The sequence below is a fragment of the Priestia sp. FSL W8-0001 genome, from assembly GCF_038050335.1.
Lineage (GTDB): Bacteria > Bacillota > Bacilli > Bacillales > Bacillaceae_H > Priestia > Priestia flexa.
The window spans coordinates 255,001-279,520 of record NZ_JBBPAL010000001.1; the positions used below are offsets into that span (position 1 = coordinate 255,001).

A 24,520-nucleotide genomic window follows, 5' to 3' on the forward strand; every position below is an offset into this window, starting at 1 on the left:
AAAAGCGTAGGCGATGGCCAACAGGTTGATATTCCTGTACCACCTCCCCGCCGTTTGAGTAATGGGGGGACGCAGGAGGATAGAGTAAGCGCGCTGCTGGATATGCGCGTTCAAGCAGTTAGGCTGATGAGTAGGCAAATCCGCTCATCATAAGGCTGAGCTGTGATGACGAGGGAAATATAGTACCGAAGTTCTTGATTCCACACTGCCAAGAAAAGCCTCTAGCGAGGCGGGAGGTGCCCGTACCGCAAACCGACACAGGTAGGCGAGGAGAGAATCCTAAGGTGATCGAGAGAACTCTCGTTAAGGAACTCGGCAAAATGACCCCGTAACTTCGGGAGAAGGGGTGCTCTGGTAGGGTGTATAGCCCGAGAGAGCCGCAGTGAATAGGCCCAGGCGACTGTTTAGCAAAAACACAGGTCTCTGCGAAGCCGCAAGGCGAAGTATAGGGGCTGACGCCTGCCCGGTGCTGGAAGGTTAAGAGGAGGGGTTATCCTTTGGGAGAAGCTCTGAATCGAAGCCCCAGTAAACGGCGGCCGTAACTATAACGGTCCTAAGGTAGCGAAATTCCTTGTCGGGTAAGTTCCGACCCGCACGAAAGGCGTAACGATCTGGGCACTGTCTCAACGAGAGACTCGGTGAAATTATAGTACCTGTGAAGATGCAGGTTACCCGCGACAGGACGGAAAGACCCCGTGGAGCTTTACTGTAGCCTGATATTGAATTTTGGTACAGCTTGTACAGGATAGGTAGGAGCCTGAGAAGCCGGAGCGCTAGCTTCGGTGGAGGCGTCGGTGGGATACTACCCTGGTTGTATTGAAATTCTAACCCGCAGCCCTGATCGGGCTGGGAGACAGTGTCAGGTGGGCAGTTTGACTGGGGCGGTCGCCTCCTAAAGAGTAACGGAGGCGCCCAAAGGTTCCCTCAGAATGGTTGGAAATCATTCGTAGAGTGTAAAGGCACAAGGGAGCTTGACTGCGAGACCTACAAGTCGAGCAGGGACGAAAGTCGGGCTTAGTGATCCGGTGGTTCCGCATGGAAGGGCCATCGCTCAACGGATAAAAGCTACCCCGGGGATAACAGGCTTATCTCCCCCAAGAGTCCACATCGACGGGGAGGTTTGGCACCTCGATGTCGGCTCATCGCATCCTGGGGCTGTAGTCGGTCCCAAGGGTTGGGCTGTTCGCCCATTAAAGCGGTACGCGAGCTGGGTTCAGAACGTCGTGAGACAGTTCGGTCCCTATCCGTCGTGGGCGTAGGAAATTTGAGAGGAGCTGTCCTTAGTACGAGAGGACCGGGATGGACACACCGCTGGTGTACCAGTTGTCTTGCCAAAGGCATCGCTGGGTAGCTATGTGTGGACGGGATAAGTGCTGAAAGCATCTAAGCATGAAGCCCCCCTCAAGATGAGATTTCCCATAGCGCAAGCTAGTAAGATCCCTGAAAGATGATCAGGTTGATAGGTCAGAGGTGGAAGCACGGCGACGTGTGTAGCTGACTGATACTAATCGATCGAGGACTTAACCAAAACGATAGTACACGAAGTACTCAGCGAAATGTTATCTAGTTTTGAGAGAATAATCTCAAAACATGTCTGGTGGCGATAGCAGAGAGGTCACACCCGTTCCCATGCCGAACACGGAAGTTAAGTTCTCTAGCGCCGATGGTAGTTGGGACTTTGTCCCTGTGAGAGTAGGACGTTGCCAGGCAACAGCGAAAAAAGGCTAGTCAAATGACTAGCCTTTTTTCTATATTCTCGAATAAAAAGGAGATTTTACTATGAGTGAGAAGAAAAAGAAAAAAGCTATGTATGAAGTAGGTGAAAATGAAACGATTGCTGATTGTTTAGATCGTATGAAAAAAGATGGCTATATGCCTGTGAGAAGAATAGAAAAGCCTATCTTTGAAGAAACGGTCAAGAATGGGGTTAAAGAGCATGTTCCTGTAAAGCAACAAATCATATTTGAAGGAAAATCACTTTAAACACGAACATTATTAAAAATTAAAAGTTAAATATTCGATTTTTGAGTTGACTTTTTTCATGGTTGGCTGTTATCATTAAGTTGCAAATAAGAGAAACGAAACCTCATATAATATTCAGGAATATGGCCTGAGAGTTTCTACCCAATAACCGTAAATTATTGGACTATGAGGAAAGAACAATCAATTAGGATTAACTATTCGTATCCTGCAACTTATAGTAAAGGTACGAATTAATAAAGCCTAGAGTGATTGTGACTTTCCTTTTGGAAATCACATCATTCTAGGCTTTTTTTATAAATTAAAAAAGGAGCTTTTATCTATGAATGTAAAAGTTGCTGTTGTCATGGGAAGTCAGTCAGATTGGTCTACAATGCAACATGCTTGTGACATCTTAGAAGAATTAGATATTGCTTACGAAAAGAAAGTTGTATCGGCACATAGAACTCCAGATTATATGTTTGAATACGCCGAAACAGCAAAGGAAAGAGGAATTCAAGTTATTATCGCAGGAGCAGGGGGAGCAGCACATTTACCAGGTATGATTGCTGCAAAAACAGTATTGCCTGTGATTGGTGTACCGGTTAAATCAAGTAACTTGAATGGCTTAGATTCATTGCTGTCCATCGTTCAAATGCCCGGAGGTGTTCCGGTCGCAACAGTAGCAATCGGCAAAGCAGGAGCAACAAATGCAGGCTTGCTTGCAGCTCAAATTTTAGGTACATCAGATTCGAGCATTAGTAAACAGCTAGATGAGAGAAGAGAATCAATTCGATTATCCGTATTAGAAAGCAGTGATCAACTTGTCTAATGTTCTTATACGTCCAGGAAAAACAATAGGGATTGTTGGCGGAGGCCAGCTAGGGAGAATGATTGCCCTAGCTGCTAAGGAAATGGGTTACTATATAGCTGTTTTAGAACCTACAGAAGACTCTCCATGTGGTCAAGTAGCTGATATTAAAGTGATTGGTGCCTATGACGATCGAAAGGCAATTGAACGACTTGCAGAAGTTTCAGATGTAATCACATATGAATTTGAGAACGTTGATGTTGAGATGATGAAGTGGTTAGAAACGAAATGTTATGTGCCACAAGGAAGTCGTTTATTAGCAGTTACTCAAAATCGTCGTTTAGAAAAAGAAATGATTACTAATCTAAATCTAAACGTACCTCAGTATGCCATTGTGAAGAATAAAGAAGAGCTGTTAAAGGCTGTCGAGACGATTAGCTATCCTTGCGTAGTAAAAACGTGTAGAGGAGGCTATGACGGCAAAGGGCAAGTTCTTTTAAAAAGCAGTCATGACGTAGTTGAAGCAGAAGGATTATTATCACAGTCTGAATGTATCGTAGAACAATGGATGAACTTAGATAAAGAAGTTTCTGTAATCGTTCACCGAAATATGAGAGGCGACATTGTATGCTTACCAGTTGCTGAGAACATTCATAAAGATCATATTTTACACCAAACCATTGTGCCAGCACGTATTACAGCTAGCCAAGAGCAAACGGCAATTGAATATGCAAAAGAAATTGCAAAAGGCCTAAACTTAGTTGGGACTCTTGCTGTTGAGATGTTCTTAACAAAAGAAGGCAATCTCTATATTAATGAATTAGCACCAAGACCACATAATTCCGGACATTATTCAATCAATGCTTGCAGCTTATCGCAATTTCAGCAGCACGTTCGAGCGATTTGTAACTGGCCGCTAGTTCAATCAACATTGTTAAAACCTGCTGTTATGGTTAACCTATTAGGAGAGCATATTGAAGAAACAATGGCAAAAATCGAATATTTAGACGATATGCACCTTCATTTGTACGGAAAAAAAGTTCCGAAACATAAACGAAAAATGGGACATATTACTGTATTAGCTGATAAGATAGATGAGGCGGTAGAAAAAGCCGAATCATTGGGAATATGGGAAAGAACGGAGGAATTAACAATATGATTGAACGTTATACAAGACCAGAGATGGCAGCAATTTGGACTGAAGAGAATAAATTTAAAGCTTGGCTAGAAGTTGAAATTTTAGCTTGTGAAGCATGGTCTGAATTAGGACACATTCCAAAAGAAGATGTAAAGCTAATTCGTGAAAATGCATCTTTTGATATTAATCGAATCAATGAAATTGAACTTGAAACACGACATGACGTTGTTGCGTTTACTCGTGCGGTATCAGAAACACTTGGCGAAGAGCGTAAGTGGGTACACTATGGTTTAACTTCTACAGATGTTGTGGACACAGCTTTATCTTACCTACTTAAACAAGCAAACGATATTTTAGTAAACGACGTTGAGCGCTTTATTGAGGTATTAAAAGAAAAAGCACAAGAACATAAATATACGGTTATGATGGGTCGTACGCACGGTGTCCACGCAGAGCCAACAACATTTGGCTTAAAGATGGGGTTATGGTACGAAGAAATGAAGCGTAACTTAGAGCGTTTGAAGCGAGCAGCTGCTGAAGTAGAGTTTGGGAAAATGTCTGGAGCAGTTGGAACGTTTGCTAACATCGACCCGTTTGTTGAAAAGTATGTATGTGAAAAACTTGGTATTTCGCCAGCTCCTATCTCTACACAAACTCTACAACGTGATCGTCATGCACACTATATGTCTGTACTAGCGTTAATTGCAACTTCAATTGAGAAGTTTGCAGTAGAAGTTCGTGGCCTTCAGAAGAGTGAAACACGTGAAGTAGAAGAATACTTCGCAAAAGGTCAAAAGGGATCATCAGCTATGCCGCATAAGCGTAACCCAATTGGTTCAGAAAACGTGACGGGGTTAGCACGACTAATTCGAGGATACATGGTAACAGCTTATGATAACGTACCACTTTGGCACGAACGTGATATCTCACATTCTTCTGCAGAGCGCGTTATCTTACCAGATGCAACAATTGCACTGAACTACATGTTAAATCGTTTTGCAAACATCGTGAAAAACTTAACGGTATTCCCAGACAACATGAAGCGCAATATGGATCGTACGCTCGGCTTAATTTATTCACAGCGCGTGTTACTAACGTTAATTAACAAAGGTATGGTTCGTGAAGAAGCATATGATCTAGTTCAGCCTAAAGCGATGGAAGCTTGGGAAACACAAGTCCCGTTCCGCTCTCTAATCGAAGGAGAAGAGCGCATTACAAAACATTTAACAGCAGAAGAAATTGATGACTGCTTCGATCATACGCATCATCTGAAAAGTGTAGATATGATTTTTGAACGTTTAGGTCTTTAATAAAAAAGGCAAGGTAAGTCCTTGCCTTTCTGCAAAAATGGGTATCAGAATATTCTGGATATAGAGGTGTCAGCATGGAAAAGCAAGGGCTACTTTACGAAGGAAAAGCAAAGAAGATTTATGCAACAAATGAACAAGATGTACTGTGGGTTGCTTACAAAAATGAAGCAACAGCATTTAACGGTGAAAAGAAAGCTGAGATTGAAGGAAAAGCAAAGTTAAATAACCAAATTAGTAGTTTGCTATTTTCAATGCTTCATGAAAAAGGAATTCAGACACATTTTGTAAAACAACTATCTGACTATGAGCAAGCAGTAAAGCAGGTTGAAATCGTTCCGCTTGAAGTAGTGGTTCGAAACGCAACAGCCGGTAGTTTAGCTAAGCGCATTGGGGTTGAAGAAGGTATTCGATTTGAAAATCCAATTGTAGAGCTTTATTACAAAGATGATGCGTTAGGAGACCCGTTAATCCTTGACGAACATGCCATTTTCCTACAAGCTGCAACTCAAGAAGAGATTGATAGCTTAAAAGCACAAGCACTTCAAATTAATAAAGTATTATCTTCTTTCTTTAAAGAGAGAGACATTTTCTTAGTTGATTTTAAATTAGAGTTTGGTCGTACGTCTCAAGGAGATATCATCTTGGCTGATGAAATTTCACCTGACACTTGCCGTTTCTGGGATGTTCATACAAACGAAAAATTAGATAAAGATGTTTTCCGCAGAGATTTAGGCGGTTTAACAGAAGCATACGAAAAAATCTTACAGCGAATCGGAGGATAACCCAACCATGTATAAAGTAAAAGTATTTGTCACATTAAGAGAAAGTGTACTAGATCCACAAGGCGTAGCCGTTAAAAATTCATTACACCGTATGTCTTATGAAGAAGTACAAGAAGTTCGTATCGGTAAGTTCTTAGAGCTAACAATTGATAGCACAGATGCATTAGATGAGCGAGTGAAAGAAATGTGTGAAAAGCTTTTAGTGAATACAGTAATTGAAGACTATCGTTACGAGGTTGAGGAGGTTGTCGTACAGTGAAATTTGCTGTAATTGTGTTCCCAGGATCAAACTGTGACGTAGATATGTATCATGCAATTAAAGATGAACTTGGTGAGGAAGTAGAATATGTTTGGCACGATGCTAAGTCTTTAGACGAATATGACGGTATCCTGTTACCAGGTGGCTTCTCATACGGAGATTACTTACGTTCAGGTGCAATTGCACGCTTTTCGAACGTAATGGATGAAGTGAAAAAGGCAGCAGCGGCTGGAAAACCTGTATTAGGCGTTTGCAACGGGTTCCAAATTCTTTTAGAAGCAGGTCTTTTACCAGGAGCTATGCGTCGCAATGAAAATTTAAAATTTATCTGTAAAACCGTTAACTTAAAAGTAGCTAACAATGAAACTATGTTTACAAATGCTTATGGCAAAGACGAAATCATTGCAATTCCAGTAGCACATGGTGAAGGTAATTACTATTGCGATGAACAAATGTTACAACAATTGGTTGAAAACAATCAAATCCTTTTCCAATACGAAGATAACCCAAATGGAAGTCTTCAAAACATCGCAGGAATTTCAAATGAAGCAGGAAATGTATTAGGAATGATGCCCCACCCAGAAAGAGCAGTTAGTGATATTCTAGGTAGCGCAGATGGACTAAAATTATTTCAATCAATCGTAAAGCAGTGGAGGGAACAAAATGTCGTTACTTCTTGAACCAAATGTAGAGCAAATTAAAGAGCAAAAGCTATATCGAGATATGGGATTAACAGATGAAGAGTTTGCAAATGTAGAGCAATTATTAGGTCGTACGCCTAACTACACAGAAACAGGGTTATTCTCTGTTATGTGGTCAGAGCACTGCAGCTACAAAAACTCTAAGCCTGTTTTGAAGAAATTCCCTGTTACTGGTGAAAAAGTACTTCAAGGACCAGGTGAAGGCGCAGGGATTGTTGATATCGGCGATAATCAAGCAGTTGTATTTAAAATTGAAAGTCACAATCATCCATCAGCCATTGAACCTTACCAAGGAGCAGCAACTGGTGTAGGTGGAATTATCCGTGACGTCTTTTCAATGGGAGCAAGACCAATTGCGCTGTTAAACTCTTTACGATTCGGAGAGCTGACGTCTCCAAAAGTTCGTCATTTGTTTGAGGAAGTAGTAGCAGGGATTGCAGGTTACGGTAACTGCGTTGGGATCCCAACAGTGGGTGGAGAGATTCAGTTTGAAGACTCTTATGAAGGAAACCCATTAGTTAATGCAATGTGTGTAGGTTTAATTAACCACGAAGACATCCAAAAAGGCCAAGCAAAAGGTGTTGGCAATACGGTGATGTATGTCGGTGCTAAAACGGGCCGCGATGGTATCCATGGAGCAACATTTGCATCAGAGGAACTTTCAGATCAATCAGATGAAAAACGTCCAGCAGTTCAAGTGGGAGATCCATTTATGGAAAAGCTTCTTCTTGAAGCATGCTTAGAGTTAATTAAATGTGATGCATTAGTTGGTATTCAAGATATGGGAGCGGCTGGTTTAACGAGTTCATCAGCAGAGATGGCGAGTAAAGCAGGTTCTGGTATCGAAATGAATCTTGATCTTGTACCTCAGCGTGAAACAGGTATGACTCCTTACGAGATGATGCTTTCTGAATCACAAGAACGTATGCTAATCGTTGTTGAAAAAGGCCGTGAGCAAGAGATTGTAGATATCGTAGAGCGCTACGGTTTAGAAGCAGTATCAGTTGGTCACGTAACAGATGACAAACGCCTTCGTTTAACTCATAAAGGTGAAGTGGTAGCGGATGTGCCAGTTGATGCGTTAGCAGAAGATGCACCTGTGTATCACAAACCATCAGCAGAGCCAGCTTATTACCGTGAGTTTCAAGCTCAACCTGCTTACGCACCAACAGTAGACAATCATAGTGATATGCTAGTGAAGCTTTTACAACAACCAACGATTGCAAACAAAGAGTGGGTTTATAATCAATATGACTATCAAGTGCGTACAAATACAGTTGTATCACCTGGTTCTGATGCAGCCGTTGTACGCGTGCGAGATACAAATAAAGCATTAGCAATGACAACCGACTGTAACTCTCGCTATCTTTATCTAGATCCTGAAGTAGGTGGACGCATTGCCGTAGCCGAAGCAGCTCGCAATCTTGTATGTTCAGGTGCACAGCCTTTAGCAATTACCGACTGCTTAAACTTTGGAAATCCAGAAAAGCCGGAAATTTTCTGGCAAATTGAAAAAGCAACGGACGGAATGAGCGACGCTTGCCGTCAGCTTTCAACACCAGTAATCGGTGGTAACGTGTCTCTTTATAACGAAACAAAAGGTGAAGCAATTTACCCAACACCTGTTATTGGAATGGTTGGACTAATTGACGATGTGAAGCATATTACAACTCAGTATGCCAAACAAGCAGAAGACTTAATTTATGTAATTGGCGAAGCAAAAGCAGAATTTGCTGGGACTGAGCTTCAAAAAGTAATTGAAAGCGGTAAGGTATTTGGCCAATCGCCTGCTCTAGACTTATCAGTAGAAAAAGCACGTCAAGATCAGCTTCTTCAAGCAATCCGTCAAGGAACTGTACAATCTGCACATGATATTGCAGAAGGTGGTTTTGCGGTAGCCCTAGCAGAGAAAGTAATGAATGGTAGCGGGCTTGGAGTAGAAGTTACGGTGAACGGTGACCTAACAGCAGAGTTATTTAGTGAAACACAATCACGCTTTATTGTGACAGTAGCACCACAAAATCAACAGGCTTTCGAGAGTATTGTTGCGGATGCTAAGCTAGTGGGACGCGTAACTGAAAACGGAGAATTAACAATTAAGCATGAAGGAAATGCAGTTGTACAACAATTTGTTCAAGACTTAACGAAAGCTTGGAAAGGAGCTATTCCATGCTTGCTGAAATAAAAGGTTTAAACGAAGAATGTGGCGTATTCGGCATATGGGGTCATGAAAATGCAAGTCAAATCGCTTACTATGGCCTTCACAGCCTTCAGCACCGCGGTCAAGAAGGAGCTGGAATTGCCGTTACAAATGGAGAAAAAGTCAGCGTGGCAAAAGGCGTTGGCCTTGTAAATGAAGTATTCGGCCACGGTGAACTTAATCAGCTTCAAGGAAAAGCAGCAATCGGTCACGTGCGCTATGCAACAGCAGGAGGTGGAGGGTTTGAAAACGTTCAGCCCCTTCACTTCCGCTCTCATAACGGAAGCATTGCATTAGCTCACAACGGTAACTTAGTAAATGCCAATGCGCTAAAGCACCAACTTGAAAATCAAGGCAGCATTTTTCAATCCACCTCTGATACAGAAGTGTTAGCACATTTAATTAAGCGTAGTGGCTATAGTGATATGAAAGACAAAGTAAAAAATGCACTCTCCATGGTAAAGGGTGCGTATGCGTTTGTTATTTTAACTGAAGATGCCATGATGGTTGCTTTAGATCCAAATGGCTTACGTCCACTATCACTTGGTCGTCTAGGAGATGCTTATGTCGTGGCATCAGAAACATGTGCATTTGATATTGTAGGAGCAGTTCACGAACGTGATGTAGAACCTGGAGAATTGTTAATTATTGATGATGAAGGAATAAAATCTGAGCGCTTTACGTTAAATGTAAATCGTGCAATTTGCAGTATGGAATACATTTATTTCTCACGTCCAGACAGTAACATTGATGGTATTAATGTGCATTCAGCACGTAAAAACCTAGGAAAACAGCTAGCGATGGAATCTCCAATCGAAGCAGATGTTGTAACTGGTGTTCCGGATTCTAGTATTTCAGCGGCCATTGGATTTGCTGAGCAATCAGGTATTCCGTATGAGTTAGGATTAATTAAGAATCGCTATGTTGGCCGTACGTTTATTCAACCATCACAGGAGCTGCGCGAACAAGGCGTGAAAATGAAGCTGTCTCCGGTGCGTAAGATTGTAGAAGGTAAGCGTGTTGTCATGGTTGATGACTCAATCGTTCGAGGAACGACAAGTCGCCGTATCGTTCGCATGCTACGAGAAGCAGGAGCGAAAGAAGTTCACGTTCGTATTAGTGCACCTCCAATCAAAAATCCATGCTTCTATGGAATTGATACATCTTCTTCATCCGAGCTAATTGCAGCAACTCGCTCTGTACAAGAAATTTGTGAATTAATTGAAGCGGACTCTTTGGAGTTCTTAAGCAATGAAGGATTAATTGAAGCAATCGGTCGAGATTATGAAAATGGTGGACAGTGTATGGCTTGTTTCACAGGAAAATATCCAACAGAAATTTATCCTGATACCGTACACCCACATGAGAAAGTAACTTGTTAGTTTCAATGTAAAAAAGGAGTGACAATATGTCATATTCATATAAGCAAGCTGGAGTTGACTTAGAAGCAGGCTACGAGGCCGTTTCACGTATTAAAAAGCACGTTGCACGAACAGAGCGTAAAGGTATTATGGGCACAGTGGGTGGATTTGGAGGAATGTTTGATCTATCTTCCTTAAACTTAAAAGAGCCTGTTTTAGTATCAGGAACAGACGGTGTTGGTACAAAATTAAAATTAGCTTTTCAAATGGATAAGCACGACACTATCGGGATTGATGCTGTAGCGATGTGTGTAAACGATGTGGTTGTACAAGGTGCAGAGCCTCTTTATTTCCTGGATTATATTGCATGTGGGAAAGCAGTCCCTGAAAAAATCGAAGCAATTGTAAAAGGAATTGCGGATGGATGCGAGCAGTCAAATTGTGCATTAATTGGCGGTGAAACAGCGGAAATGCCTGGGTTATATGAGGAAGATGAATATGACTTAGCTGGATTTACAGTTGGAGCGGTTGAGAAATCGGAAATTATTACTGGAGAGAACGTAAAGCCAGGACAGCTACTAGTAGGTATTTCATCAAGCGGTATTCATAGCAATGGCTATTCACTGGTTCGGAAAATCGTTGATGATCAAAAGCTGGATCTTCAAAAGGTATATGAAGGATTTGATCAAGCTCTTGGCCTTGAGCTTTTAACACCAACTAAAATTTATGTAAAGCCTGTGCTTCAAGCGTTAGAAGCAGCAAAAGTAGCAGGCATGGCCCATATTACAGGCGGAGGGTTTATTGAAAACATTCCTCGCATGCTTCCAGATGGTTTAGGAGTAGAAATTGACTACGGTTCTTGGCCAATTCCAAAAATCTTTGATTTCCTTCAAGAGTATGGTGGCTTAGAGCGTAAAGAAATGTTTGAAGTTTTTAATATGGGAATTGGGTTTGTATTAGCGGTAGAGCCAGAAGAAATGAACGCGGTCATCAATGCGATTGAAAGCAAAGGGGAAAAAGCGTTTGTGATTGGACGCGTGACAGAAGGCAATGGGGTAGAGTTTAGTGGAGGCGTGCTTGGATGATGAATATTGCAGTCTTTGCTTCAGGAAACGGCAGCAACTTTCAATCTCTATACGAAGCAACGCAATCGGGTCAATTAAAGGCGACGATTAAGCTTGTGGTTTGTAATAAGCCAGAAGCGTATGTAATCGAGCGAGCAAAAGCATGTGGTATTCCGTGCTTTGTTTGCTCACCTAAAGACTTTCCTGATAAAGCAGCTTATGAACAAGCAATTCTAAACGAATTACAGGCTAATAGCATAGATTTTCTAGTATTAGCAGGTTACATGCGCTTAGTTGGTCCAACATTACTTCAACCATATAAAAATCGAATTGTTAATATTCATCCCTCATTATTACCAGCGTTCCCAGGCATGGATGCCATTGGGCAAGCATTTGATGCTGGTGTAAAGGTTATTGGTATTACCGTACATTTTGTAGACGAAGGAATGGATACGGGGCCGATTATTGACCAGCAAGCAATTCGTGTAAATGAGGAAGACACAAGAGAGACTGTTGAAGCTCGTATCCATGAGATTGAGCATACGTTTTATCCTCAAGTACTCAACAAGCTGTTTCAACAGCTTGTGGTTAAATAATAGACTGGGTTGTCAAAAAAGTTTTAATGCTTTACTATGGTAGAGTGATAGTGTAAGAAAGTTATAAAAAGAGAGATCGAATCAGGAGGAGTTTACAAAATGACAGTAAAACGCGCGCTTATTAGCGTATCTGACAAAGAAGGTATTGTTTCATTTGCTAAAGAACTGAAGGAATTAGGAGTGGAAATTATTTCGACTGGCGGTACAAAGCGTACGCTAGAAGAAAACGGCATTGATGTAATTGGTATCTCTGAAGTAACAGGTTTTCCTGAGATTTTAGATGGCCGTTTAAAAACGCTACATCCCAATGTTCATGGCGCTTTATTAGCGTTACGCGATAACGAAGAGCACCAGGCACAAATGAAAGAGCACAATATCTCACCAATCGACTTTGTAGTTGTAAACTTATACCCGTTTAAAAAGACAATTGAAAAAGACGATGTAACGCTTGCTGAAGCAATTGAAAACATTGATATTGGTGGACCAACAATGCTTCGTTCAGCTGCTAAAAACTATCGTTCGGTATCAGTTGTTGTCGATCCAACTGACTATGCGACCGTAGTAGAAGAATTAAAATCAAATGGAAACGTTTCGTTTGAAACAAACCAGCGCCTAGCAGCGAAAGTATTCCGTCATACGGCAGCTTATGATGCGTTAATTGCTGAATACCTAACAAATATTACGGGTGAAAAGACTCCTGAAAAGCTAACAGTAACGTATGAGCGTGTTCAAGGATTACGCTACGGAGAAAATCCACATCAGGAAGCGGCTTTCTATAAAAAACCATTAACGCAAAAAGGTTCAATTGCAACGGCTACGCAGCTGCATGGAAAAGAGTTATCTTATAACAATATTAATGATGCGAACGCAGCACTTCAGATTGTAAAAGAATTTTCGGAGCCAGCTGTTGTGGCCATCAAACATATGAACCCATGTGGAGTAGGTGTGGGTGAAACGATTGCTCAAGCTTATCAAAAAGCTTACGAAGCAGATCCAACATCAATATTCGGTGGTATTGTAGCAGCAAACCGTCCAATTGATCGCGAAACAGCTATTCAATTAAAAGAAATCTTCTTAGAAATCATTATTGCTCCTTCATTTGATCAGGAAGCAATTGATGTATTAACAGCGAAGAAAAATTTACGTCTACTAACAGTAGAGCTTGATGAAAATGCACAAAAAGAATCCTTCTTAACATCTGTAAAAGGCGGCGTGCTTGTTCAGGACGAAGATGTATTTGGTTTTGACGATGCTACGGTTTCTGTTCCAACAAAGCGTGAGCCAACAGAAAAAGAATGGGCAGATTTGAAATTAGCATGGAAAGTTGTGAAAAATGTAAAGTCAAATGCGATTGTACTTGCAAAAGACGATATGACAGTCGGAGTAGGCGCTGGACAAATGAACCGCGTTGGGGCAGCGAAAATTGCAATTGAGCAAGCGGGTGAAAAAGCACAAGGATCAGCTTTAGGATCAGATGCTTTCTTCCCAATGGGAGATACAGTTGAAGCAGCAGCTAAAGCTGGTGTTACAGCAATTATTCAACCAGGTGGTTCAATTCGTGATGAAGAGTCGATTGCAAAAGCAGATGAGTACGGTATTACAATGGTATTTACAGGCTTAAGACATTTTAAACATTAATGAGGTGAAGAACGTGAATGTTTTAGTTATCGGAAAAGGTGGAAGAGAACATACAATTGCATGGAAAGCGTCCAAAAGCCCACTTGTAAATGAAGTATTTGTAGCTCCCGGTAATCCAGGTATGAGTGACGTGGCAACGCTTGTCTCAATCGATGAAAGCAATCATGATGAGCTAGTGGCTTTTGCAAAACAAAGAGATATCAAACTAACAATTGTAGGCCCTGAAAATCCTCTAATTGAAGGGGTTGTAGATCGCTTCGAGGCTGAGGGTCTGCCGATTTTTGGGCCTCGTAAAAAAGCAGCTATGATTGAAGGAAGCAAAAGCTTTGCGAAAGAATTAATGAAAAAGTATGAGATTCCTACCGCTGCATATGAAACATTTACGTCTTACGAAGAGGCAAAAGCGTATGTAGAAAAACAAGGTGCACCCATTGTTATTAAAGCAGATGGCTTAGCTGCTGGTAAGGGGGTAACTGTCGCTTTAACTGTTGAAGAAGCTGTAGAAACACTTCATGACTTCTTGGTTGATCAAAAGTTCCAGGAAGCTAGCGCCACTGTTGTAGTTGAGGAATTTTTAGACGGTGAAGAATTTTCATTAATGGCATTCGTACGTGGTACAAAGGTATATCCAATGGTCATTGCACAAGATCATAAGCGTGCGTTTGACGGAGATAAAGGCCCGAATACTGGTGGAATGGGTGCTTATTCTCCGGTTCCTCAAATCAGTGAGGCTGAAGTAGAAAAAGCGGTTCAAACAATTTTATTACCAATGGCAGAAGGGTTAGCTGAAGAAGGCTGTGAGTATACGGGTATTTTATATGCTGGACTCATTCAAACAGCGCAAGGTCCAAAGGTTATTGAATTTAATGCTCGATTTGGTGACCCTGAAACACAGGTTGTATTACCGCGAATGAAAAGCGATTTAGTTGATGTTTTACTTCGCATTTTAAACAACGAAGACGTTGAAATTGAGTGGGATAATCAAGCCGTTATGGGGATTGTGTTAGCAGCTGCTGGTTATCCTGAATCTTATGAAAAAGGAAATCCAATTTACGGCTTAGAAAAGATCAACAAAGAAGCGCTTGTTTTCCATGCTGGAACAGCTTTAGATGGCCAAACATACGTATCAAATGGAGGACGTGTTCTTTTAGTAGGAGCTAAAGGAGATACACTTTCACAAGCACAAGAAGAAGTATACAAACAAATGAATCATATTGATGTAGCAAAAGGTTTCTTCTATCGAAAAGATATTGGATATCGTGCCCTTGAAAAAGCATCAAAGAACTAAAAGAAGAGCATTCGCTCTTCTTTTTATTTAGGTCATTTTAACTTGGGTTAATCGGTGGGCGCTCTGTGTAGTCATGTTGGTCTTCTTGGTATTTGTCATAAGCAAATACTAAAGGGCAAAAGCGCGTAATTCCTTCACCAATTTTCATTGCTGCCAAAAAAGCTAACCATAAATAAGAATCCCGGTAAGGGCGTCTTGTTAAACGAGAGGTTGCCAAAGAAAGCAGGGTAAAGCCAACCGTAAGTCGAATTAAAGCATTAATGATTCCAATATTTGGTCTCATGTTTCATCACCTTTTCTCATAAATTAATAAAAGTTATTTTGTAAATGGAATCTATTCAGTATAACCAAAAGGAGGCACAGCGCATGTCGATAGGAATGTATCGTTGGAGAAATAGACAAATTCGAAATCAGCTTTCGGTTGTGAGTGATCAAACATCCCCGACGATTGTATTAAAAGGAACAACCTACTTAAATGCTCGTTTAAATAAATGGATGAAAGCTAACATTTGGATTGTTAACGACCGCATTGTGTACGTTGGTGAAGCAATGCCAGCTGTGCTGGATTCATCTGCGGAAGTGTTTGACTGTCGCGACCAGTACATTGTGCCCGGCTATATTGAACCTCATGTGCATCCGTTTCAATTATATAATCCCCATACTTTTGCACAGTATGCGGCTAAGCACGGCACAACCACATTAATCAACGATAACTTAATGCTTATGCTGCAAGTAGATACAGAAACAGCATTTTCATTAATCGAAGAAATGAAAACGCTACCATATTCAATGTACTGGTGGTGTCGCTTTGATTCTCAAACGAAATTTGAAAACGAAGCAGAGATTTTCTCTCACGCCCATATTAAAAAGTGGTTAAATCATGATGCAGTCCTACAAGGAGGAGAGCTTACGAGCTGGCCTCGTTTGCTAAATGGAGATGATCTTATGCTTCATTGGATCCAGGAAGCAAAGCGGCTAGGAAAGCATATTGAAGGACATTTCCCAGGAGCTTCAGAACGAACGCTTGTTAAGATGAAATTGCTTGGAGCAGATGCGGATCACGAGGCTATGAGTGGAAAAGATGTTCTTTCAAGGCTGTCATTAGGGTACGATGTATCGCTACGCTATTCTTCCATTCGTCCCGACCTTCCGAAAATTTTGGATGAACTACATGAAGAAGACCTCAGTTATTATGAACATTTGACTATGAATACGGATGGTTCCCCACCATCTTTTTATACAGACGGAGTTTCAGATATGCTAGTGAAGGTAGCACTTGAACATCACGTGCCGATTATTGATGCCTATAAAATGGTTTCTACGAATATTGCACGGTATTATAATATTGAACACTTACATGGTCATATTGGCGTTGGATGTATAGCTAATCTTAATCTACTCGCTGGCCCTGAAAGTCCAACACCAGTAAGCGTTCTCGCAAGCGGAAAATGGGTTTTAAAGAATGGAGAAGAACAGAAAGAAAACGAAACATATTTCCCTTGGGCTTCGTATCAATTTCAACCGCTTGATTGTAACTGGAATCTTAAGATGGATGACTTTCAATTTTCAATGCCTATGGGTGTTTATATGAAAAACGCAGTTATTATGGAGCCTTACTCAATTCAACTAAATGTAGGGGATGAGTGCTTAGATACAAACCATGATGAATGTTTCTTCATGCTCATTGATCGCTACGGTAAATGGCGAATTAACACGCTGTTGAAAGGTTTTGCGACGCATGTTAAAGGATTAGCAAGTTCGTTTTCTAGTACGGGAGATTTTATTCTTATTGGAAAATCGAAAAAGGATATGCTATACGCCTATCATAAAATGAAAGAAATGGGTGGAGGCATTGCTCTTGCAGAGGGTGAAAAAATCGTTGCAGAGCTTCCGCTTACTCTAAATGGAAGCATGTCAACTGCAAAAATGGAAGTCTTAATGACGCAAGAGGAGCATTTAAAACAAGAGCTAAGAGTAAGAGGCTATCAGCATGAAGACCCAATCTATTCACTTCTTTTTTTCTCATCTACTCATTTACCTTATATTCGAGTGACACCGGCAGGAATTTATGACGTAATGAATAAAAAGGTACTTTTTCCGTCAATAATGCGTTAAAATATAAAAGTGTAAAAGCATTTTGTAATAGAGCGTTTAAAAGACAGGAATTTTGTTTATGAAACACAACATGAATAAATGATAATGAATAGAAAGTTTAGTGTAAAGGAGTTTTCAGCACATGCAAATTAACAAACTTCGCGGCAAAGAATTAGATCAATTATTCGAAGCAATTTTATCTTTAGAAAATATAGAAGAGTGCTATCAATTCTTTGATGATTTGTGTACGGTTAATGAAATTCAATCATTAGCACAGCGCTTAGAAGTAGCACGTATGCTTCGTGAAGGAAATACGTACCATAAGATTGAAACGGAAACAGGTGCAAGTACGGCAACAATTTCACGCGTGAAACGCTGCTTAAACTATGGTAGCGATGCGTATCAAATGGTATTAGAGCGCCTGCAAGATGATAAAGAAAAAGCGTGAGACATTCGTCTCACGCTTTTTCTTTATTAAAATTTAACAGCTTCTTCTAGAAGGGATTTTAGCTCGCTAATTGGCACACGTTTTTGTTCCATTGTGTCGCGGTCACGAACCGTTACTTGGTTATCTTCTAATGAATCAAAGTCAAATGTGATACAGAATGGTGTACCAATCTCATCATGACGACGGTAACGTTTACCAATTGAACCTGCGTCATCGTAGTCAACCATAAAGTCGTTTGCTAATTCAGCAAATACGGCTTGAGCTTCAGTTGAAAGCTTTTTGGAAAGCGGTAATACCGCAGCTTTTACCGGTGCTAAAGCAGGGTGTAGGCGCATTACTGTACGAGATGAACCGTCTTCTAGTTCCTCTTCTTCATATGCATCAATCATGTACGCTAACGTTACGCGGTCTGCGCCTAAAGAAGGCTCGATGCAGTATGGTACGTAACGCTCGTTTGTTTCTTGATCTACGTATTGGAAGTCTTCACCTGAGTGCTCCATATGTTGTTTTAAATCATAGTCTGTACGAGATGCTACGCCCCATAGTTCGCCCCAGCCAAATGGGAATTTGTATTCAAAGTCAGTCGTTGCGTTACTGTAGTGAGATAGTTCATCTGAATCATGGTCACGAAGTCGAATGTTCTCTTCTTTCATACCTAGAGATAATAGCCACTGTTCACATGTTTTCTTCCAGTAATCGAACCATTCTAGTTCAGTTCCTGGTTTACAGAAGAACTCAAGCTCCATTTGTTCAAACTCACGCGTACGGAACGTAAAGTTACCTGGCGTAATTTCGTTACGGAAACTTTTACCGATTTGTCCAATGCCAAAAGGAAGTTTCTTACGCATAGAGCGCTGAACGTTTTTAAAGTTTACAAAGATACCTTGAGCTGTTTCAGGACGAAGGTAGATTTCGTTTGTAGAGCTTTCTGTTACCCCTTGGTGTGTTTTAAACATTAGGTTAAATTGACGAATTTCTGTGAAGTTTGCGGAACCACACTCTGGGCAAGTGATTTCATGCTCTGCAATTAACTTTTTCATTTCATCAAAAGAAAGACCGTCTACAATCATTTCAATATCTTTTTCTTGAAGCTTTTCTTCAATTAATTTATCAGCACGATGGCGCGCTTTACAATCTTTACAGTCAATCATTGGATCGTTGAAGTTTCCTAAGTGACCAGAAGCTTCCCATGTTTTTGGATTCATTAAAATAGCAGCATCTAACCCTACGTTGTAAGGAGACTGCTGAATGAATTTCTTCCACCAAGCTTTTTTGATATTATTTTTAAGTTCTACGCCAAGTGGACCGTAATCCCAAGTGTTTGCTAAGCCGCCGTAAATCTCAGAGCCTTGAAAAACAAAGCCGCGATGCTTCGCGTGAGATACAATTTGATCCATTGATTTTTTCATAATAATTCCTCCAATAATAAATGATGTAATAAAAAAAATCTCTCGTCTCTGGGCATATGCAAGCATATGCCCAGGGACGAGAGATTTTCCCGCGGTTCCACCCTGGTTGATACGTACTGTATCCACCTTAAACATGTATATACTCCAGATTGCCTTTTCCTTAAATCTTGCTTTAGGCTTTCACTATCCCTAAATCGCTATTCTACTGCAGAGGGTTTAAGTACTATTAATCCTTCAAAGTATGGCTATACAATTTTGTAGCTATATATTAGCATATCCTATGCAGGGATACAATAACCGTTATAACAAAATGCTTTTTTCGCTTTGATTAATGTGGACAAAAAAGATTAGTTTTCGTTTCGTTTCCCAATCTTAGTTTTGTTATAATGAACAAATGGAAAGTAGTCCGTTAAGTTAATGCATAGTGAAGAGCTGCGGGATAAATAGATGGAGGTTCATACAATGTACGACGTAAAAGAATGGAGACACGTATTTAAATTAGATCCAAATAAAGAAATTTCAGATGAAGCATTAGAAAAAGTATGCGAGTCCGGTACAGACGCGGTAATAGTGGGTGGGTCAGACGGCATTACGTTAGATAACGTGCTGCAGCTTTTAATGCGTATTCGTCGCTATACGGTGCCGTGTGCTTTAGAAGTATCGACAATTGAATCAGTTACTCCTGGCTTTGACTCTTACTTTATTCCAACCGTATTGAACAGCAGTGACCCAAAGTGGATCTCTGGTTTACACCATCACGCAATGAAAGAATATGGAGAAATTATGGATTGGGATGAAATCTTTGTAGAAGGGTATTGCGTGCTAAATTCAGAAGCCAAAGTAGCAACTTTAACGAGTGCGAAAACAGACCTAGACGCTGATGATATTGTAGCGTACGCGCAAATGGCAGAAAGAATGTTTAATTTACCAATCTTTTACTTAGAGTATAGCGGTACGTACGGGAATCCTGATATTGTTGAAAAGGTAAAAAAGTCGTTAACTAATACAAAGCTTTTCTACGGTGGCGGTATTAGAACGAAAGAGCAGGCTACTGAAATGGGGAAAATAGCAGATACGGTAGTTGTTGGGAACGTCATCTATGATGATTTATCAACAGCGTTAAAAACAGTAGATGCAGTGAAAAAGAATGTTGCGAACGAAAAATAAAGTAAAGTAAAATAGAACATATGTTTGATTAGGCGGTGAAATGATGAATTTTCTAAGTGAAAAGTTATTAACGGGATTAAACCCAGAGCAAAAAGAAGCGGTAAAAACAACAGATGGTCCGCTGTTAATCATGGCCGGCGCAGGAAGTGGAAAGACGCGTGTGCTCACGCATCGCATCGCGTATCTAATGGCTGAAAAAGAAGTGGCGCCTTGGAATATCCTTGCGATTACGTTTACAAACAAAGCGGCTCGTGAGATGAGAGAGCGTGTTAGTGCAATCGTTGGTGGAGTAGCAGAAGATATTTGGATTTCGACGTTCCACTCCATGTGTGTGCGTATCCTACGCCGAGACATTGACAGAATTGGTTATAATCGAAACTTTACTATTCTCGATTCAACAGACCAGTTATCGGTTATTAAAAACGTCTTAAAAGAAGAAAACCTAGATCCGAAAAAATTCGATCCACGATCATTGCTAGGAAGCATCAGTTCTGCAAAGAATGAGTTAAAAACAGCGGATGACTTTGCAAAAACAGCTGCGGGTCCTTACGAGGAAGTCGTGAGCACGGTGTATACAAAGTATGAAAAGCGCCTTAAGAAAAATCAAGCGCTGGACTTTGATGACTTAATTATGACGACGATTCAGCTCTTTAAGCGTGTTCCAGAAGTACTCACTTACTATCAGCGTAAGTTTCAATATATTCACGTTGATGAGTATCAAGATACAAACCATGCGCAGTATATGCTTGTTCGATTGCTAGCGGCGCGCTTTGAAAATGTGTGCGTAGTCGGTGATTCAGATCAGTCTATCTATCGCTGGCGCGGCGCGGATATTACCAACATTCTTTCTTTTGAAAAGGACTATCCAAAGGCATCGGTTATTTTATTAGAGCAAAACTATCGTTCAACAAAAAATATTTTAGCAGCAGCGAACGAAGTTATTGCCAACAACATGAACCGAAAAGCGAAAAATTTATGGACAGAAAACGTGGATGGCCAAAAGCTTTATCGCTATCAGGCAATGAGCGAGCATGATGAGGCTCAATTTGTAGCGCGTAAAATTAAAGAAGCCGTAGATGCTGGTAAACGCAAATATAGCGATTTTGCCATTCTATATCGCACGAACGCTCAGTCGCGTGTGATGGAGGAAGTATTATTAAAATCGAATATTAACTATACAATCGTCGGTGGGATTAAGTTCTACGACCGTAAAGAGATTAAAGATATTTTGGCGTACTTACGCTTAATTGCAAACCAAGATGATGATATTAGCTTAACGCGCATTGTGAATGTACCAAAGAGAGGCGTAGGAGCAACGTCTGTTGATAAAGTAGCAAACTATGCACTAACCCATGATATTTCAATCTTTAAAGCACTTGATGAAGTAGAGCTAATTGGGGTAACCGGCAAAGCAACGAATACGCTTCGAGATTTCCAAGCAATGATTGATAACTTAGCTCAAATGCAAGACTATATGTCTGTAACAGAGCTTGTGGAAGAAGTACTTGAGCGAACGGGCTATCGAGAGGCACTCAAAACGGAAAAAACAATAGAAGCTCAAAGTCGCTTAGAGAACATTGATGAGTTTTTATCTGTTACGAAAACCTTTGAAGAAGCAAGCGAAGATAAAAGCTTAGTCGCGTTCTTAACGGACTTGGCGCTTGTGGCTGATATCGACCAGCTTGATGAAGAGGAAGATGAGAACGAACAAGTTATCTTAATGACTCTTCACTCTGCAAAAGGACTTGAGTTCCCGGTTGTGTTCTTAATTGGTATGGAAGAAGGCGTATTCCCACACAGCCGCTCACTCTTTGAAGATATGGAAATGGAAGAAGAGCGTCGCTTAGCATACGTTGGAATTACGCGTGCGGAACAAGAACTTTACTTATTAAACGCACAAATGCGCACACTATTCGGTAAGACAAACGTTAACCCGGCATCACGCTTTATTAGCGAAATTCCATCTGAGTTAATCGAGTCGCTGAATGAAGCGAAGAAATCACCGATGCAGCCAAGCGGAAGAAGCGCATCACCATATGCTGCTCGCAGACAAGCGGCCGTTGCAAAAACAACGCTCACGTCTACCGGTGGCGAATCAATTGGCTGGAGGGTTGGCGACAAAGCGGAGCATAAAAAATGGGGTATCGGTACAGTGGTTAGCGTTAAAGGAGAAGGAGACTCAAAAGAATTGGACATTGCGTTTCCAAGTCCAGTGGGAGTAAAGCGTCTGTTGGCTAAATTTGCACCTGTAACAAAAGTATAATGTGTGAAAAAGGAGTAAGGATATGGATCTTGAAACGAGCAAACAAAGAATTCAAGAGTTGCATGAGCTTTTAAATCGCTATAACTATGAGTATCATGTATTAGATCAGCCAACAGTTCCGGATGCGGAATACGACCGCTTAATGAACGAGCTGATTAAATTAGAAGAAGCATTTCCGGAGTTGAAAACGCAAGATTCTCCTACTCAGCGCGTTGGCGGCCAGGTGCTTGATGCCTTTCAAAAGGTTGAGCACCGCACGCCGATGCTCAGCTTAGGCAATGCGTTTGATGAGCAGGATTTGCGTGATTTTGATCGTCGTATTCGCCAAGTCGTAGGAGATGATTTTTCCTATGTATGCGAGTTGAAAATCGATGGCTTAGCAGTCTCTTTACTTTACGAGGATGGCTACCTAGTACGTGGAGCTACGCGTGGAGATGGGACAATTGGTGAAGACATCACCGAGAATCTGAAAACAATTCGTTCAATTCCTCTTCGTGTAAAAGACCCGGTGACAATGGAAGTGCGCGGAGAAGCATTCATGCCGAGAAAGTCATTTGAAAAATTAAATGAAGCTAAGATTCAAAATGAAGAGCTTCCGTTTGCAAACCCTCGTAATGCCGCTGCTGGTTCACTGCGTCAGTTAGATCCTAAAATTGCAGCAAAGCGAAATCTTGATATTTTTGTGTATGCAATGACGGATGCGGGTGAGCAGGAAGTAGAAGCTCATAGTGAAAGCTTAGACCTTTTAGACCATCTTGGTTTTAAAACAAATAAAGAGCGTCAAAAATGTGCTACCATTGAAGAAGTTCTTGCTTACATTGAAAACTGGCAGGAAAAACGCCCATCTCTTGATTATGATATCGATGGGATTGTTATTAAAGTCGATTCGTTTGAGCAACAGAGTAAGCTTGGTACAACGGCAAAAAGTCCGCGTTGGGCAATCGCTTATAAGTTTCCTGCAGAAGAAGTTGTAACAACTCTAAAAGATATCGAGCTCACGGTTGGACGTACAGGTGTTATTACGCCGACGGCCATTTTAGAACCTGTGCAGGTTGCCGGTACGACCGTGCAGCGTGCATCTTTACACAATGAAGACTTGATTCGTGAAAAAGACATTCGCATCGGCGACCAAGTAGTTATTAAGAAAGCGGGCGATATTATTCCGGAAGTTGTGAATGTAATTACCGAAAAACGAACGGGTGAGGAACAAGAGTTTACGATGCCAACTCACTGCCCGGAATGTGAGAGTGAACTTGTTCGCTTGGAAGGAGAAGTAGCGCTTCGCTGTATTAATCCAAGCTGCCCAGCTCAAATTCGTGAAGGGCTCATTCACTTTGTGTCTCGCAATGCAATGAATATTGATGGTCTTGGTGAGAAAGTGATTACTCAACTCTTTAAAGAAGAGTTAATCAAAGACGTAGCGGATCTTTACGAACTAACAAAAGAGCAGCTAATTGAGCTTGAGCGAATGGGTGAGAAATCAGCGGATAATCTGTTAAAAGCCATTGAAGCTTCTAAAGAGAATTCTCTTGAAAGGTTGCTATTTGGTCTAGGCATTCGTCACGTTGGTGCCAAAGCAGCAAAAACCCTAGCACAACAATTTGATACGATGGACAAGTTGCAAAAAGCAACGTATGATGAGTTAGTGACAATTAATGAGATCGGTGATAAGATGGCCGATGCAATCGTTACATACTTTTCACAAGAAGAAGTGCAAGAGCTGTTGAGCGAGCTTCAAGAAGCCGGCGTTAACATGACGTATAAAGGCCCAAAACCAGTCAATGTAGAAGAGTCTGATTCTGTTTTTGCTGGTAAAACGATTGTTTTAACTGGTAAATTAGAAGAGTTAGGTAGAAGTGAAGCAAAGGCGGAGATTGAAGCTTTAGGCGGAAAAGTAACAGGTAGTGTAAGTAAGAAAACAGACCTTGTCATTGCGGGGGAAGACGCAGGTTCTAAACTTGCTAAAGCAAATGAGCTTGGCATTGAAGTGTGGGACGAAGCGAGGTTACTTATTGAATTAAACAAATAAGAG

20 protein-coding genes, 2 rRNA genes and 1 riboswitch (1 of these 23 cut by a window edge) are annotated in these 24,520 nt (G+C 41.0%); of the genes, 20 read left to right on the plus strand and 2 right to left on the minus strand.

From position 1 onward, the window contains the following. The 15 genes from MKZ18_RS01435 to purD form a co-directional block, all read left to right on the plus strand. A 23S ribosomal RNA gene (locus MKZ18_RS01435) occupies nt 1–1,528 on the plus strand (it extends 1,407 nt beyond the left edge of the window). A 65-nt stretch (nt 1,529–1,593) separates the two neighbouring features. Then, a 5S ribosomal RNA gene (gene rrf, locus MKZ18_RS01440) occupies nt 1,594–1,709 on the plus strand. Between the two features lie 70 nt (nt 1,710–1,779). Then, nucleotides 1,780–1,983 (plus strand): NETI motif-containing protein, encoded by a 204-nt coding sequence (locus MKZ18_RS01445; protein WP_025909080.1) that lies wholly within the window; start codon nt 1,780–1,782, stop codon nt 1,981–1,983. A gap of 83 nt (nt 1,984–2,066) precedes the next feature. Continuing rightward, nucleotides 2,067–2,169, plus strand: a riboswitch (purine riboswitch). Between the two features lie 133 nt (nt 2,170–2,302). Next, nucleotides 2,303–2,791: a 5-(carboxyamino)imidazole ribonucleotide mutase gene (gene purE / locus MKZ18_RS01450; protein WP_340842974.1), complete on the plus strand. Its 489-nt coding sequence runs from the start codon at nt 2,303–2,305 to the stop codon at nt 2,789–2,791. Continuing rightward, nucleotides 2,784–3,929, plus strand: coding sequence for a 5-(carboxyamino)imidazole ribonucleotide synthase (gene purK / locus MKZ18_RS01455; RefSeq protein ID WP_025909078.1), 1,146 nt, complete (start codon nt 2,784–2,786; stop codon nt 3,927–3,929). The genes purE and purK overlap by 8 nt, the downstream gene beginning before the upstream one ends. Then, nucleotides 3,926–5,218, plus strand: coding sequence for an adenylosuccinate lyase (gene purB, locus MKZ18_RS01460; protein ID WP_025909077.1), 1,293 nt, complete (start codon nt 3,926–3,928; stop codon nt 5,216–5,218). The genes purK and purB overlap by 4 nt, the downstream gene beginning before the upstream one ends. Before the next feature lie 74 nt (nt 5,219–5,292). Beyond that, nucleotides 5,293–6,000: a phosphoribosylaminoimidazolesuccinocarboxamide synthase gene (purC, locus tag MKZ18_RS01465; protein ID WP_025909076.1), complete on the plus strand. Its 708-nt coding sequence runs from the start codon at nt 5,293–5,295 to the stop codon at nt 5,998–6,000. A gap of 7 nt (nt 6,001–6,007) precedes the next feature. After that, entirely contained in the window at nt 6,008–6,259 is a 252-nt protein-coding gene (gene purS / locus MKZ18_RS01470) for a phosphoribosylformylglycinamidine synthase subunit PurS (protein ID WP_025909075.1), read from the plus strand. Next, a complete protein-coding gene (purQ, locus tag MKZ18_RS01475) occupies nt 6,256–6,939 on the plus strand; it encodes a phosphoribosylformylglycinamidine synthase subunit PurQ (RefSeq protein WP_061786133.1) in 684 nt (227 codons plus the stop codon). Before purS ends, purQ begins: the two co-directional genes overlap by 4 nt. Continuing rightward, a complete protein-coding gene (gene purL / locus MKZ18_RS01480; protein ID WP_025909073.1) occupies nt 6,923–9,145 on the plus strand; it encodes a phosphoribosylformylglycinamidine synthase subunit PurL in 2,223 nt (740 codons plus the stop codon). The genes purQ and purL overlap by 17 nt, the downstream gene beginning before the upstream one ends. Then, entirely contained in the window at nt 9,130–10,542 is a 1,413-nt protein-coding gene (gene purF, locus MKZ18_RS01485) for an amidophosphoribosyltransferase (RefSeq protein WP_061786134.1), read from the plus strand. The genes purL and purF overlap by 16 nt, the downstream gene beginning before the upstream one ends. Before the next feature lie 26 nt (nt 10,543–10,568). Continuing rightward, nucleotides 10,569–11,606: a phosphoribosylformylglycinamidine cyclo-ligase gene (purM, locus tag MKZ18_RS01490; RefSeq protein WP_025909071.1), complete on the plus strand. Its 1,038-nt coding sequence runs from the start codon at nt 10,569–10,571 to the stop codon at nt 11,604–11,606. Then, a complete protein-coding gene (purN, locus tag MKZ18_RS01495) occupies nt 11,603–12,181 on the plus strand; it encodes a phosphoribosylglycinamide formyltransferase (RefSeq protein ID WP_025909070.1) in 579 nt (192 codons plus the stop codon). The genes purM and purN overlap by 4 nt, the downstream gene beginning before the upstream one ends. Before the next feature lie 99 nt (nt 12,182–12,280). Continuing rightward, nucleotides 12,281–13,819 carry a bifunctional phosphoribosylaminoimidazolecarboxamide formyltransferase/IMP cyclohydrolase gene (purH, locus tag MKZ18_RS01500; protein WP_061786135.1) on the plus strand — a complete coding sequence of 513 codons (1,539 nt, stop codon included), beginning with the start codon at nt 12,281–12,283 and terminating at the stop codon, nt 13,817–13,819. 13 nt (nt 13,820–13,832) lie between these two features. After that, on the plus strand, nt 13,833–15,107 hold the full coding sequence (purD, locus tag MKZ18_RS01505; RefSeq protein ID WP_025909068.1) for a phosphoribosylamine--glycine ligase: 1,275 nt from the start codon (nt 13,833–13,835) through the stop codon (nt 15,105–15,107). Between the two features lie 37 nt (nt 15,108–15,144). Here the strand turns inward: purD and MKZ18_RS01510 are convergent, their stop codons facing one another. Next, nucleotides 15,145–15,390, minus strand: coding sequence for a YgaP family membrane protein (locus tag MKZ18_RS01510; protein WP_025909067.1), 246 nt, complete (start codon nt 15,388–15,390; stop codon nt 15,145–15,147). Between the two features lie 83 nt (nt 15,391–15,473). Here MKZ18_RS01510 and MKZ18_RS01515 point away from each other — a divergent pair, with 83 nt between their 5' ends. Together MKZ18_RS01515 and MKZ18_RS01520 are read left to right on the plus strand one after the other, a co-directional pair. After that, the gene (locus MKZ18_RS01515) at nt 15,474–17,222 is read left to right on the plus strand and encodes an adenine deaminase C-terminal domain-containing protein (RefSeq protein WP_078990462.1); all 1,749 of its coding nucleotides are present in this window, start codon (nt 15,474–15,476) and stop codon (nt 17,220–17,222) included. 121 nt (nt 17,223–17,343) lie between these two features. Continuing rightward, nucleotides 17,344–17,649, plus strand: coding sequence for a YerC/YecD family TrpR-related protein (locus MKZ18_RS01520; RefSeq protein WP_025909065.1), 306 nt, complete (start codon nt 17,344–17,346; stop codon nt 17,647–17,649). A gap of 26 nt (nt 17,650–17,675) precedes the next feature. Here the strand turns inward: MKZ18_RS01520 and MKZ18_RS01525 are convergent, their stop codons facing one another. Next, nucleotides 17,676–19,058: a glycine--tRNA ligase gene (locus tag MKZ18_RS01525; protein ID WP_061786498.1), complete on the minus strand. Its 1,383-nt coding sequence runs from the start codon at nt 19,056–19,058 to the stop codon at nt 17,676–17,678. Between the two features lie 462 nt (nt 19,059–19,520). On the opposite strand from MKZ18_RS01525, the gene MKZ18_RS01530 reads away from it, so the two are divergent. From MKZ18_RS01530 to ligA, 3 genes are read left to right on the plus strand one after another with little or no spacing between them, the layout of a single operon-like run. Further along, nucleotides 19,521–20,225, plus strand: coding sequence for a heptaprenylglyceryl phosphate synthase (locus MKZ18_RS01530; RefSeq protein ID WP_062687146.1), 705 nt, complete (start codon nt 19,521–19,523; stop codon nt 20,223–20,225). A gap of 43 nt (nt 20,226–20,268) precedes the next feature. Then, the gene (gene pcrA, locus MKZ18_RS01535) at nt 20,269–22,488 is read left to right on the plus strand and encodes a DNA helicase PcrA (protein WP_340843003.1); all 2,220 of its coding nucleotides are present in this window, start codon (nt 20,269–20,271) and stop codon (nt 22,486–22,488) included. A 22-nt stretch (nt 22,489–22,510) separates the two neighbouring features. Continuing rightward, nucleotides 22,511–24,517, plus strand: a complete 2,007-nt coding sequence (ligA, locus tag MKZ18_RS01540) for an NAD-dependent DNA ligase LigA (RefSeq protein WP_078990458.1) — start codon at nt 22,511–22,513, stop codon at nt 24,515–24,517. Nucleotides 24,518–24,520: the final 3 nt, after the last annotated feature.